At 63.3% G+C, this 12,700-nt stretch carries 14 protein-coding genes; 5 read left to right on the top strand and 9 right to left on the bottom strand.

The features are described 5' to 3' along the window. Positions 1–66: 66 nt before the first annotated feature. From A2J03_RS12620 to A2J03_RS12610, 3 genes are all read left to right on the top strand, one after another. Positions 67–378 (top strand): DUF3558 domain-containing protein, encoded by a 312-nt coding sequence (locus A2J03_RS12620; RefSeq protein ID WP_231912507.1) that lies wholly within the window; start codon positions 67–69, stop codon positions 376–378. 9 nt (positions 379–387) lie between these two features. Then, the gene (locus A2J03_RS12615; RefSeq protein WP_068374171.1) at positions 388–768 is read left to right on the top strand and encodes a hypothetical protein; all 381 of its coding nucleotides are present in this window, start codon (positions 388–390) and stop codon (positions 766–768) included. Between the two features lie 229 nt (positions 769–997). Next, the gene (locus A2J03_RS12610) at positions 998–1,885 is read left to right on the top strand and encodes an alpha/beta fold hydrolase (RefSeq protein WP_068374168.1); all 888 of its coding nucleotides are present in this window, start codon (positions 998–1,000) and stop codon (positions 1,883–1,885) included. Positions 1,886–1,888: 3 nt separating this feature from the next. Here the strand turns inward: A2J03_RS12610 and A2J03_RS31050 are convergent, their stop codons facing one another. Beyond that, positions 1,889–2,704 (bottom strand): hypothetical protein, encoded by an 816-nt coding sequence (locus tag A2J03_RS31050; RefSeq protein ID WP_068374165.1) that lies wholly within the window; start codon positions 2,702–2,704, stop codon positions 1,889–1,891. A 44-nt stretch (positions 2,705–2,748) separates the two neighbouring features. Beyond that, positions 2,749–3,150, bottom strand: a complete 402-nt coding sequence (locus A2J03_RS12600) for a hypothetical protein (protein WP_068374161.1) — start codon at positions 3,148–3,150, stop codon at positions 2,749–2,751. A 200-nt stretch (positions 3,151–3,350) separates the two neighbouring features. On the opposite strand from A2J03_RS12600, the gene A2J03_RS29935 reads away from it, so the two are divergent. Continuing rightward, positions 3,351–3,869, top strand: coding sequence for a DUF3558 family protein (locus A2J03_RS29935; RefSeq protein WP_231912506.1), 519 nt, complete (start codon positions 3,351–3,353; stop codon positions 3,867–3,869). A gap of 12 nt (positions 3,870–3,881) precedes the next feature. Next, positions 3,882–4,262: a hypothetical protein gene (locus tag A2J03_RS12590; RefSeq protein ID WP_068374158.1), complete on the top strand. Its 381-nt coding sequence runs from the start codon at positions 3,882–3,884 to the stop codon at positions 4,260–4,262. Positions 4,263–4,285: 23 nt separating this feature from the next. Here A2J03_RS12590 and A2J03_RS12585 read toward each other — a convergent pair whose 3' ends face one another. From A2J03_RS12585 to A2J03_RS12555, 7 genes are read right to left on the bottom strand one after another with little or no spacing between them, the layout of a single operon-like run. Continuing rightward, positions 4,286–5,614 (bottom strand): aspartate aminotransferase family protein, encoded by a 1,329-nt coding sequence (locus A2J03_RS12585; RefSeq protein WP_068374182.1) that lies wholly within the window; start codon positions 5,612–5,614, stop codon positions 4,286–4,288. A gap of 7 nt (positions 5,615–5,621) precedes the next feature. After that, positions 5,622–6,566 carry a choline/ethanolamine kinase family protein gene (locus tag A2J03_RS12580; protein WP_068374179.1) on the bottom strand — a complete coding sequence of 315 codons (945 nt, stop codon included), beginning with the start codon at positions 6,564–6,566 and terminating at the stop codon, positions 5,622–5,624. A 7-nt stretch (positions 6,567–6,573) separates the two neighbouring features. Continuing rightward, positions 6,574–7,509 carry a phosphotransferase family protein gene (locus A2J03_RS12575; RefSeq protein ID WP_068374155.1) on the bottom strand — a complete coding sequence of 312 codons (936 nt, stop codon included), beginning with the start codon at positions 7,507–7,509 and terminating at the stop codon, positions 6,574–6,576. After that, complete coding sequence (locus A2J03_RS12570; RefSeq protein WP_068374152.1) at positions 7,506–8,915, bottom strand: amidase; 1,410 nt, start codon at positions 8,913–8,915, stop codon at positions 7,506–7,508. Before A2J03_RS12570 ends, A2J03_RS12575 begins: the two co-directional genes overlap by 4 nt. A gap of 10 nt (positions 8,916–8,925) precedes the next feature. Further along, positions 8,926–9,723, bottom strand: a complete 798-nt coding sequence (locus tag A2J03_RS12565) for an SDR family NAD(P)-dependent oxidoreductase (RefSeq protein WP_068374149.1) — start codon at positions 9,721–9,723, stop codon at positions 8,926–8,928. Next, positions 9,720–10,979 (bottom strand): M20 family metallo-hydrolase, encoded by a 1,260-nt coding sequence (locus A2J03_RS12560; RefSeq protein WP_331712373.1) that lies wholly within the window; start codon positions 10,977–10,979, stop codon positions 9,720–9,722. The genes A2J03_RS12565 and A2J03_RS12560 overlap by 4 nt, the downstream gene beginning before the upstream one ends. Before the next feature lie 2 nt (positions 10,980–10,981). Then, positions 10,982–12,544 carry a sodium:solute symporter family protein gene (locus A2J03_RS12555; protein ID WP_068374146.1) on the bottom strand — a complete coding sequence of 521 codons (1,563 nt, stop codon included), beginning with the start codon at positions 12,542–12,544 and terminating at the stop codon, positions 10,982–10,984. Positions 12,545–12,700 lie beyond the last annotated feature (156 nt).

The following is a 12,700-nucleotide window of genomic DNA, read 5'->3' as shown; positions in this document are numbered from 1 at the left end:
GCCCCGAACGACGTCCACTACACTTACCGGCAGCACGTCAACGCGGCCTGAAATTAACCATCTCCAGTGTCCGAAATCCCCGCGGCAGATCACTATGCGCTGACCGTGCTGTCGTCTGCCGATCACACGATCGCGGAGGCTCGCGCGAAACCGGCCAATCGCGAGGGTCGCGATCTTGTGGTGGGTGGGCGTGACGCATACATGTACAAGACCGAGTTCGGTGCGGCAATCAGGGACTGCAACATCGCACTCGACGTACCGCCGGGAGTCGTGGTGTTCACAGTGCTCTACCAAGACGATGATGGCGCGGACGCATGCGCGATAGGGCTCGAACACGTCAATGATCTGGAAAGTGCGGTTCCGGCCGCACGCAAGTAGGAGGTTGCAATGGGTAAACCAGGTGAACCGGCGACATATTGGCAGGCACTCGCCGTGGCTGTCGATCAAGGACAGTTGTACCTCAACCCTGAGGCTGCGCGGGCTTGCAGCGCGGCTTGCGACGATTACATTCACAGGCTCCTAGATCATCAGCGAAAAGCGCGGGTACTGGCCAACATCAGCGGTTGGGGTGACTTCGATTCAGGTTTGCAACTTCAAGACATATTCGCCAAGAAGGCCGTCGGCGGAGAGAACAACATGTTCGACGTCCTCCAGAGCCATATCGACGTCGTCGAGGAGATGAAGATAGTCTTCGGCAAGTTCTTCGCTGCGACGGAAGCCGCTGACGAAGTCAACGCCGCCGACCTCCAGTCCCAAGGGCCGAACTAGCCGATGCCGCAGAGCCGCTTCGTCGAAACATAGGCGCGCAACAGTGCTCGCTGTCGTCTGTTGTATTGCAGAACGTTCGAGTTCCAATTTTGCGCAGTCGGCCGTCCCTGATTGATACGACGTGATGGTTAATGACTGCGAACGACTCGGCTGTGGTGAACACTCTCTCTTGACCGGTTCACGCGAAGCAGAAGGCTTGGCTGACCGGCGCAGTAGCGAAAGGGAGACCATGTCTGTAATCGTCCAGGCCGCCGACGGCCGCAGCCTCGAGGTGCTCCAAGCGGGGCCGGAGGACGGGTTCCCGCTCGTCTACCATCACGGCACTCCGCAGGGCGCGGTTCCGTTCCCGACCCTGGAGCGCGCCTCGGCGGAGAACGGGCTCCGAATCATCTCCTACTCGCGCCCCGGGTACGGTGCCTCCTCGCCGCGCCCGGACGGGGCAACAAGGGCGCAGGTCGCCGACGATGCGGCAGACACCGCGACCGTGCTCGACCACCTCGGAGTCGGCGACTTCCTGACGATCGGGTGGTCCGGCGGTGGTCCGCGCGCGCTGGCGTGCGCAGCGCTGCTGCCCGACCGGTGCCTGGCGGCCGCCTGCTGCGTCGGCATCGCTCCGGCCGATCAGTACGACGGCGACATCCGGGACGGCATGGCAGAAGAGAATGTCGAGGAGTACACGGCGGTGTTCGACGGTGTCGACGCGCTGGAGGCGTTCCTGGATGTCCGCACAGGGTTCTTCGGCGTCACCGCGAACCAGGTTGCGGAGGGATTGGGTGCGCTGGCACCGCCGGTGGACCGCGCCGCGTTGACCGATGAGCTGGCCGAGTACCTCGCCGCTTCGGTCAACGCGGCTGGGCGTCAGGGCATCGTCGGATGGCGGGACGACGACCTGACCCATACGCGTCCCTGGGGATTCGACCTGAAAGAGATTCGAGTGCCGGTCGCGGTATGGCAAGGCAGTCTGGACACGATGGTGCCGTTCGCGCACGCGGAGTGGCTGGCCGCGAATGTCGCTGGGGCGGAGGCTCATCTGATCGAGGGAGAAGGGCATATTTCCCTCATGCAGAAGGCCCCTGCGATTCTCGCGGACCTCCGTCGGCTCGGCGGCCTGGACTGAAGCTCAGGCGATGGGTGGGCGGTTCCGAAAGAGGAGCGGACGGAAGACAGTGGCCGCAAATCCCATGAACACAACTGCGACGACGGTCAGCACGACGACTTGACCGACCGAGGCGGTCGGATCCGAGCGGGCCACCATGACCGCAGCCATAGCCGCCACGGACGGCGGAACCAAAGCGAACCAGCCGAGCACCGCGTACAGCGCTTTCTGGGCAGACCGTGTTCCGCGGAAGAGTGCCACCGCGGTGACGACGGTTGCTGGAACCACGAGACCGAGGTCGAGCAGAACAATGGACCAGAAGAATGTGCGCGCATCTGCGAATTCGGCCGGCATCGCACCGCCGAAGATGGGGCCGAGGTATCGCGACAGTATGAACGCTGCCAGCGCAAGCAGGACTACGCCGTAGACGCGTTGTCTGGTCGGTGTCGTGCCCGGCATCGAAGCGGCGTCGGTGATCGTCCAGGCCCAGACGGCCAGAACGACACTTACTGCGAAGACGCCGAGGTGGAACAACACAACCGCATTGAACGTCGCGTACTCCGGGCCGAGCACGTATTGAACGAACATGTACGCGGTGTAGGCCGCTGGGCCGAACGCCAGCGGGCCAGCGGCGCGGTGACCGCGCAGAGCCAGCACTCCGGCGGCAATGCTCAACGGGGTGACCAGGACGAGGGTGACTATCTCGAGGCCGATCAGCTGGTTCTGCAAGGTGCTCGAGATCGGATAGTCGAAGACGTCGATGCCGAGTGGTCCGAGGAACGAATTCGATACCAGCAGAACGGCCAGGACGAACATCCCGGTTCCGAATGCGGCGTGCACACTCGTTGTCGACGGATCTTCCGGTCTATCAAGCGTTTTGGGCGTCACGGCAGGCCGCGTTGTTCCGCGGTGCCGGTGTGGTCGGCCGTTCGGGTCCACCAGATCACTGCGACCCCGGTCACGAGGTAGATCACCTGCAGGAAGTGAAACGCGCGAATGGATGCGATCTCGGCAACTATCCACACGATCATGATCACCCCGGACAGAATGCTGGCCAGCTGCCAGCCCTCAATCCGTTTGACCATCGCCGACGCCGCGAACAGCGAGCTACCTCCCACGATCGCGAGCAGAATCACGCCTGGGAAGTAGAGACTGCTGAAGTCTGTGTGCTCGACCCACGTGGGTTGTTCCGGGATCAAGCCGGTCATCAGCGCAATTCCTCCGCCGACCGCTGATACCCCATTGAAAAGTAGCAATCCGAGTACGAATTTACTGACTTTGTTCATGCCCGCAGCCTATGCCCGACGCACGCGAATTGTCGGCCTCTCTCACTTCCAGAACGCCGTTTCGAGCTACTTCGGTACGCCACCACGGAAGGAGGATGAACGTTACCGGACCGAAGAACTTTCTCGTCCCAAGAGTCCAACGGAACCGATTGCCGGCTGTCGGGGTCTAACCTATTGATCGACGTGATCGAGGGGGTTTGGTGCGTAAACGGGTGGCGACGCTGGTCGCATGGGCAGCTCTAATCACGGGATGCGGTGACGGCGTCGGGGGGAGTGCAGTCGCGGCTGAGCGCTGGGATCCGTGCAGCATCACCCCGGATGCTATCGCGGCGACGGGACTGGACCCGGACTACCGGGAGGGCTGGGGCACCGGGATCGAGGTTCGAGATTGGAGTCTTTGCATTTTCCGCGGTCCGGCAACGCAGCCGTCGTACTTCGTCAACATCAAGTCATCCGACGTCTTCACCGTGAAGGATGCCCGTGCAAACGAAACCAATCTGAACGGCGTCGACATGGAGGTGGATGGACGGGATGCCTACCGGTACACGACTTCCAATTCTCAATCGATCACAGACTGCAATCTCGCTGTGGATGTAGCGAATGGGGTTGTGGTCTTTACCGTCAACTCGATGGGTACGGACCCGATCGGAGCCGATCCGTGCGACCTCGTGCTGGAACACACAACCGACCTGGCGACGCTGTTGCCGCCCGCCGAGTAGAAGGAGATCGATGTGGCCAATCCTGAACCCCCTGCCACCTATTGGACATCGCTTGCGATCGCCGCCGACCGTGGCGAACTCTTCCTGAATTCGGAAGCCGCAGCTGCCTGCAGCCTCGCATGCGACGACTACATCGCCAGGCTGAAGCTTCATCAGACGCAAGCGCGAGAACTGGTAGACATCAGCGGTTGGGGTGACTTCGATTCGGGCAAGGAGCTACAGAGAATCTTCTCGGAGAAGGCGGCCGGCGGCGCGAACAACATGGTCGACGTCCTCCAGAGCCACATCGACGTCGTCGAGGAGATGAAGGTCGTCTTCGGCAAGTTCTTCTCCGCAACCGAGGCCGCTGACGACACCAACGCCACCGACCTCCAGTCCAAGGGGCCGAAATAGCGCGGACCGACAACCCGCTGGCGCTACCCGATCCCCAAAACCCCCGCCAACTCCGCGACGAACAGGTCAACCTCCTCCTCGCCGATCACCAACGGCGGACGAATCTTGAGCGTGTTCCCGAAGCACCCGGTCGCCGAGATCAACACACCACGCTCCCGCATCGCGTTGGCCACCCGCAGTGCCTCGGTCGGATTCGGTTCCCCGCCAGGGCCGACGAACTCGACCCCCACGAACAACCCCGCACCCCGGACGTCACCGATCGACTCGACCTCCGAAGCGACCTCCCGCAATCCTGCGAGCAACCGAGCGCCCATGGCCGAGGAATTCGCCGCCAACTCCTCGTCCCGGATCACGTCGAGCACCGCCTGCGCCGCCGCGATCGTCACCGGGTTCCCACCGAAAGTGTTGAAATAGCGCAAGTCCCGACCGAACTGCTCGGCCAGCGAACCCTGCATCACCAATCCCGCAATCGGCATCCCGTTGCCCATCGGCTTACCCATCGTCACGATATCCGGCAGCAACCCGTGCCGTTCGAAGCCCCACATCGAGGAACCCAGCCGCCCGAACCCCGGCTGCACCTCATCGGCTATCAACAGACCCCCGGCAGCGTGGACAGCGTCGACGGCCGGCTTCAAGAACGGCGTCGGCTCCGGCAACACTCCGTCGGAGGCGAAGATCGAGTCGATCAACAATGCCGCGAAGCCGATCCCCGACGCCTGAAGGTCATCGATCTGCGCCTGCACATGCTCGGCGAACCACGTCCCCAAATCACCATCCACCCGATACGCGTCCGGGGCCGGGACCGTCCGTACCCAGGGCGCATCGCGCACGGACGCCGGACCCATCGACGGTGAACACGCCGCCACATCCACTGTCCCACCGTGATAGGCGCTGTCGGTGACGATGACACCGTGCCGTCCGGTCGCGTTCCGTGCGATACGTAGTGCCAGATCGTTCGCCTCCGACCCCGTGCACGTGAACATCGCCGTCGTCAGCTCGTCGGGAAACGTCGCGACCAGATCCTCCGCATATCCGATCACCGCATCATGCAGATAACGCGTATGCGTGTTGATCAGCGACATCTGCCGACTCACAGCGTCGATCACGCGCGGATGGCAATGCCCGACGCTCGCGACGTTGTTGTACATGTCCAGGTAGCGGGTGCCGTCGGCGTCGTAGACGTACACGCCGTCCCCGCGCACCAGCTCGAGCGGCTTCTCGTACATCAGGTGATACGCAGGCCCGAGGACTCGGCGGCGTCGGTCGATCAGTTCACGAGTGCGGGGATCCAGGGCGGCAGCAGAAGCCGCGTCGAAACCGTTGACATTCAAGGCTCCTACACGATCGAGAATAGCCACCTCACAACCCCTGAAGCCAGAACGCCCACCGCGGATCAGCCATCTTCAGCCGAGCCCGAGCCAGCTTCCACGAACCGTACTTGTGATAGTCGAAATCCCATGCCGTACTGAGCTTGTGATTCATGCAGCCCCACAAGCCCCACTTGACGTCGGCGAGCGCACTGCACACCTGTACTCGCGAGATCATCGACCACTCGGCCTTGCCGTAGAACTCCTCGATCAGCTCCATCGTCTGCTGCTCGCCGTAGAACATCTCGGTCACCATCACCGCGAGCTCGTACGCCCGATCGTTGTTCGACGCAAACTCGTAGTCCACCAACTTCATCGGCTTACCCGGTGCGACGAGAATGTTGCCCGGCATCGGATCGTTATGGCACGCAACCAGATCCAAACCGGACGCGAGCATCGCCTGCTTTGCCTGACCGTATTCGGCGAGGATCACGTCGGCATCGCGGGGGAGTCGCACACCGAGCTCGTTGACCTGGTCGAGGTGCTCGTCGATCATGTCGAAGATCGTCTTGGTGACACTGAGCTTGTCCCCGGAATGCAGCACCCGATACAGATCGATGATGCCCAGCGGAATCTCCGGACGCTTCAAATCGCCGTTGGTGCAGGCACGATACTCCTCCAGAAATTCGATGACCTCCACTCCCGTCACGGGGTCGAAGAGGACCACCTCGGGCCCGATGTCGAGTGCACCGGCCCGTCGAGCAGCTTCGTTCGCCAGCGAGCGGTCGATGAACGACTCCGACCCTGCACCAGGCAGCTTCATGAAGTAGCGCTTCGGTTTCCCGTCGACGGTGATGCGCCAGTTGCTGTTCATCAACCCGCCGGGCACCGGGGTGTACGTGATGTTCAGACCCTCCCACTCAGCGACTGCGGCGAGCGCCTTCTCCACCTGCCGCTCGGGTTCGGTACGGGCAGATCCCACTGCGATCTCGTTCATGTCCACCTCAGATGTTCCGTACTCGGTCGTCGAAATGCGGGTCGCGCAGTCCAGCGCGTGCCCTCAGGAACTGCCAGTCGGAGAACTTCGAATACTCATGCGTGCCGGGTCTCATCGCGTCTGCGCAGGAACCGATCAGCGCCCACCGAAGCGAGTCCGCGATGCCATAGATCCGCGCCCGATCGAACAATGCACTGTCGAACGACCCCCACGCCATCTCGAACACCTCACGCGCATCGGAATCGAACGGCCGAATCTCCGCGAGCAGTGCTCCGATGTCCTGGAGAGGATCCATCAGTGCCGCGACATCCCAATCGACGAGACGCATGCTGCCGTCGTCGAGCACCAGAACGTTGGAGACGTTGCCGTCGCCGTGGCAGGGAACAACGTCGTAGCCGGCCGACTCGATGCGGGCCTGCGCAGGCCCGAGTGTGCGCAGCATCCACTCGAAGTCGGCAGGTAGTGCGCCGCCGACCTTCTCGACCAGATTCCGAGCATGCGTGAGGTCGTCGAACACCGACGCCCGGCGCACAACCCCGTCCAATCCATGCACCGACGTCCGCAGCGCGACCAGCTTCTCGACGTTGGCATCCTCGTCGAACAGATCCAGCGTCGCGGTATGGCACATGCCGGTGAAGTCCTCCATGACCAGCACACCGGAGTCGGCGTCGGAGATGTAGATCTTCGGGCCGACGCCTGCATCACCAGCGGCCGTGGCGGCAGCGAAGGCGTTCACGATGTCGACGTAGTCGCGTGCATGCGGTTCCATGACCTTGACGAACGCGGCCGATCCCGCCGCAGCGTCGGCAACGGACGCCCTGGCCGAATAGCGCTCCGAGTCGGCACCCCACCAGCTCGGGCTTGCCATGGTCGTGCCGGGATCCAACGTCAGTTCGGCGGATGTCCACACGCCCAACTCGCTCAATGTCTGTCGAACTGTCATCCGAGTGCTCCGATCTTGTCCGCGGCAACCGCTGTCGGCCAGTTCATCTCGATCTCTCGTGCACCTTCGAGCCACTTCGTCAGCCGCAGCACCGCCTGATCCGCGAACCGCGGCCCGACCACCTGTATCCCGACGGGCATGTGCTCGCTGAACCCGAAGCACAACGCCGACGCAGGCTGAGCCGTCTGGTTGAACCACGCCGTGAAACTGCAGTGGCCGAGCGGCTGCACCGGATCGAGCCCGACCTCATCGGCAGCGAACCCGACAGTGGGAATGACCGGACTGATCACGAAATCGAACTCGCTCGTCCTCGCCCGCACGATCTCCTGCGACCGCATCACCGCCTCGGTATCCCGCGAGAACTGAGCCGCAGAGCAATTCGCCGCCTCCGAAGCCCAATCCGCGACAGCCGGCAGAACCTGCGACCGGCGATCCTCGGGAATGGACTCCCACTCGGCCCGAGCACGCACCTGGAACAGTCGATCGAGTGCCGGGTACGGATCCTCACGGAAGATCGGCGGCATCGTAGTGACCAGGGCGCCCGCTGCCATCAGTTCCGTTGCCGCAGAATGGACCACGCGCAGTACCTCGTCGGAAATGGTTGTGCCGTAGCCCATGTCGAGCATGACGCCGATGCGAAGTCCGGCAGGAGTGAGAGCCGCGTGTATGTCGGCGGTGTCCTCGGGCGGCAGGCTCCAGGTGTCCCGCGGATCGGGCCGGCTGATGACACGGTAGAGGTCGATCAGATCGTCGACGCTACGTGCCATCGGCCCGGCGGACCGCATGGTCGACGGCGCAGTGTGCGGGATGCGCCCCTGCGTCGGCTTCAGCGCGACAAGTCCGCAGTGCCCGGCGGGAAGCCGTACCGATCCGGCGATATCCGAACCGACAGAACCGAAACCGATGCCCGACGCCAGAGACGCTCCCGCACCTGCGCTCGAGCCGCCGGTATTGCGGGAGAGGTTCCAGGGATTGCGGGTGATTCCGTAGAGGGAGCTGACGCCGGCGGCCATCATGCCCATGTCGGGCATTGTCGTCTTGCCGAGGATGACGGCGCCCGCTTCCTTCAGTCGTGCAGCTGGGGGAGCGTCGACGGTAGACATCGGCAGGTTCGCGTTCGCGGCGACACCGTGCCGCCAGGGCATCCCGATTGCGTGCACACTGTCCTTGATCGTCACCGGAATACCGTCGAGGTCGCCGCGGGAACGCCCCGAGATGAGGCGATCCGTCGCTGCCTGTGCCGCGGCTCGGGCACCCTGTTCATCCACGTAGGCAAGCGCATTGATCACCGGATCGGTCGCTGCGATGTGTTCGAGGGTCGCGTCCAGCACGTCGACTGGGCTGGTCTCGCCCGTGCGGAACGCCTCGCGTATCGCTGCGAGAGGCTGGGTGAGAATGGGGTTCATCGAGCGCCTTTCATGCCGATACCGCTGTTGACACCGATAGTGGGACAACGGGTGTGCCGACCAGCCAGCCGCCGTCCACCGCAATGATTTCGCCGCAGATGTGATCGGACAGCGTCGACGACAGGAACAGCACGGTGTCCGCAATGTGTTGCGGATCAGCCCATTTGCCGTTCGGGGTCTGCGCTTCCAACGCGCCCCGGATGGAGGCGTCGTAGATCGCGGTCATATCGGTTTCGACGAATCCGGGTGCGACACCGTTGACGTTGATGCCCAGCGGCGCGTAGTCGATGCCGACCTGACGGGTGAAGTTGACCATCGCACCCTTGGCCGCGCAGTAGCCCGCAAAACCAGGATTCGCCCGCAGACCGCTGATCGACGCGACGTTCACCACTTTGCCGCCCCTACCTGCGTCGACCATGTGCCGTATCGCCGCCCGCGTGCAGAAGAAGGTCCCATCGACGTTGACCGCGAAGATCGACCGCCACGCCTCGTCGCTCGTCTCGAGTACCGTTCCGGCGCTGAGCACCCCGGCGTTGTTGACGAGAATGTCGATGCCGAACCGGGAGGCAATATCACCGAACACGCCGTCGACCTGCTGGGAATCGGCGATGTCCAGCAATACGGATTCGGCGATGCCCCCTGCGGCAGTGATGACGTCCGAGGTCGACGCGCCGTCGGTGCGGATGGCATCGCTGCGATCGGCGATCACTACGCGCGCGCCAGCTGCAGCCAGTGTGGTGGCCACAGCTCGCCCGATTCCTCGGGAGCCGCCGGTGACCACTGCGGTCTTGCCGGTCAAGTCGATCATGTCTGCCTGCTTCCTACGCTCGCAAGCTCAGTAGCTTCCACGTTGCCGATGTCCCCTCGGACCATGCGGGCGACGGTCTCGGTCAGCATCGTGACGCCGTCGACTAGGTCGCTGTCGCGGGTGAGTTCCTTTTCGCTGTGCGAGATGCCGTCGACACTGGGGACGAACAGCATGACCGTCGGGACGATGTCTTTCAGGTTGACCGAGTCGTGGCCGGCCATCGTGAGCATTCGGCGATGCGACAGGCCGAGGTCTTTCGCGGCCTCCTCGGCAAGTTCGACGCCCTCGCTCTGGTAGCTGGTGGACGGCCGCAGCGCCGAGGTGTCGATGCTGATGTGGACTTCTGTTTCCTGAGCGATGGCCGCGAGCAGCATGTCGTGGGCCTGCTCGAGCACGTCGGGATCCGACGATCTGACGTCGACAGCCATGGTGACCTTCGACGGCACGACGATGGGGGAGTTGGGTTCGACGTCGAATTGCCCGACCGACGCCAACAGCACACCGTCAGGGAACTGAGAGGTGAGTTCCCGTGCAGCGACGACGATCTTGCTGGCACCGACCAGCGCGTCGTGACGCAGTGCCATGTGTGTTGCGCCGGTATGGGACTGCTCGCCGTGCACGGTGATCGAGTACTTCCGTGCTGCCCAGTTTGCGGTCACGATGCCGATCGTTGTGCCCTCCTGCTCGAGGATCGGGCCCTGTTCGATGTGGATCTCGGCGTAGGAGACGGCGTCGGGATTCTGTGCGTCGCCGTGAAAGCCGATATCGAACAGGGCATCTCGAACTGTGATGCCACTGCGGTCGGTGATTTTCAGGATGTCGTCGGCCTCGAACTTGCCGATGAAGACCCCGCTTCCCATGAGACTGGGTGAGAAGCGGGAGCCTTCTTCGTTGAACCAGTTGACCACCGCGAGGTTGAACTGCGGAGTCACAGTACCCCGTTCGACGCACTCGATGACCTGATGTGCGGCGTGGGCTGCGGCGAGAACACCGTAGGCGCCGTCGTACTTGCCGGCCGTCGGCTGACTGTCGAGATGCGATCCGACGAGCACGTAGGGAGCATCGGGTACGAACTCGATACTGCCGTACATGTTTCCGACAGCGTCGACGGTGGTGGTGAGGCCGTGCCGGTCGAACCAGTCGGCGAGGAACCGCCTGGCTCGACCGTCGTCCGCAGTCGCCGCCTCGCGGTGGACACCACCATGGGCGGTGGCACCGAACGAGGACAGTGTCGCGAAATCATCCAGGAATGTCACGGTCAGATCTTTTCCGGAGCGGGGTTGGAGGCGAGTTCTTCGATCTGATCCTCGAAGGACAGGTCGACGGGTGCGGTGCGGGTGGGACGCTTGCCGACCTCGAACATCTCGTTGACGCGTGCCTTCTCCTCGGCCGTGGTGCCGGTGGCCTTGGAGACGATGAGGAAGACGGCCAGGTTGACGGCCATTCCGACGACGCCGCCGGTGAGGCTGCCGAGTCCGGCGATGTCGTCCGGGTAGATCGCGGTGAGGACGAGTGCGGTGACGAAGCCGGAGACCATGCCGGCGACGGCACCCTTGCCGTTGCCGCCTCGCCAGAAGACACCGAGGAACAGTGGGATGGCGAGCTGCACGACTCCTTGATACGAGATCTGCGCGAGAAGCTGCAGACGGGTCATGTTGAAGGTTGCGTAGGCGACGATGGCTGCGGCCGCCATGAACGCGAGCATGCTGCCCTTGGCCACCTTGGTGAGCTGGCTGTCGGTGAGCTGACGCTTCTCGGAGTTGACGAGGTCGTTGGCGATCTGCAGGCCGCAGACCTGGACACTGCCGTCGATGTGGCCCATGGATGCGGCGAACACCATGGTGGCGCCGAGTCCGAGAAGCCACGTTCCGCCGTAGCTCTCCATGATGGTGAACCAGCCGGTCTGCGGGGAGTCGGCGACTGCCGGCATGACCGTGCTGGCGATTCCGACGAGCATGAGCAGGGAGTAGAAGACACCGGAGATCAGGACGGTGCGGATGGTGCCGGACTTGACTGCGCGAACGCTCGACGCGGTGTAGATGCGCTGGAAGCTGGTCGGCCAGCACAGCGATCCGACGACGCCGGTGAAGATGAGCGCGAAGAGGTAGAACGGGCCGTAGGAGTCGCCGTCGCCGGGGACGCGGAGGTACTGGTCGGCGACGTCACCGAGGGTGCCGAAGCTGATCGGGCCGCCGGCGATACCGGAGAGCAGGATCAGGCACAGTGCGGCGGAGAAGACGTAGGCGACGATGCCCTGGAACATGTCGGTCATGATCAGCCCGCGCATGCCCATCTTGACGGTCCAGTACTGACGTATCACGATGACGGCCAGGCCGACGAACAGGCAGGTGGTGACGGACCATGCTCCGGCACTGGCGATCTGGAAGACCTCACCGAGCGCCTGCATGCCGAGGACGACCCACGGGAACAGTGACACGATGCCGATGACGCTGGCAACGACCTTCGTGGCGCGCGAGTTGAAGCGTAGGCCGAGCAGATCGGGCTGTGAGCGGAGGTTGTACTTCGCGCCCCAGCGCCATGCTCGGGTGGCCATGAAGTACATCATCGCGACGCCGAGGCTGGAGTACGCGAGGCCGTAGAGGCCGAACACCCCTGCGCCGCTGGCGAGTCCGAAGAACGCGATGAACACCGATCCGGGCCACCACGAATTGACGTAGCTCATCGCGACGTACCAGGGGCCGTAGCTACGTCCGCCGACGGAGTACTCGTCGAACGTGGGGGAGGACTTCTGTTGGGTCGTATACAGAATGAAGATGACGATGGCGTAGAAGACGCCGAGCATTCCCAGCATGATCAACATGTCATTCTCCAGTCAGCGGTGTGGTAGCGGGGAGGAGGTCCTCGTCGAGTTCGCCGCGGATGTCCTCGACGATGTAGAGACCCCAGAGAGTCAGTCCGAGAACGACTCCGTTGATCAGCCAGTACATGATGGCGAACGGAATGCCGAGAATTTCGA

It is taken from the genome of Rhodococcus sp. EPR-157 (assembly GCF_001647195.1).
Lineage (GTDB): Bacteria > Actinomycetota > Actinomycetes > Mycobacteriales > Mycobacteriaceae > Rhodococcoides.
The sequence above is the reverse complement of the archived record's forward strand: the minus strand, read 5'-3'. Positions and strand labels throughout refer to the sequence as shown.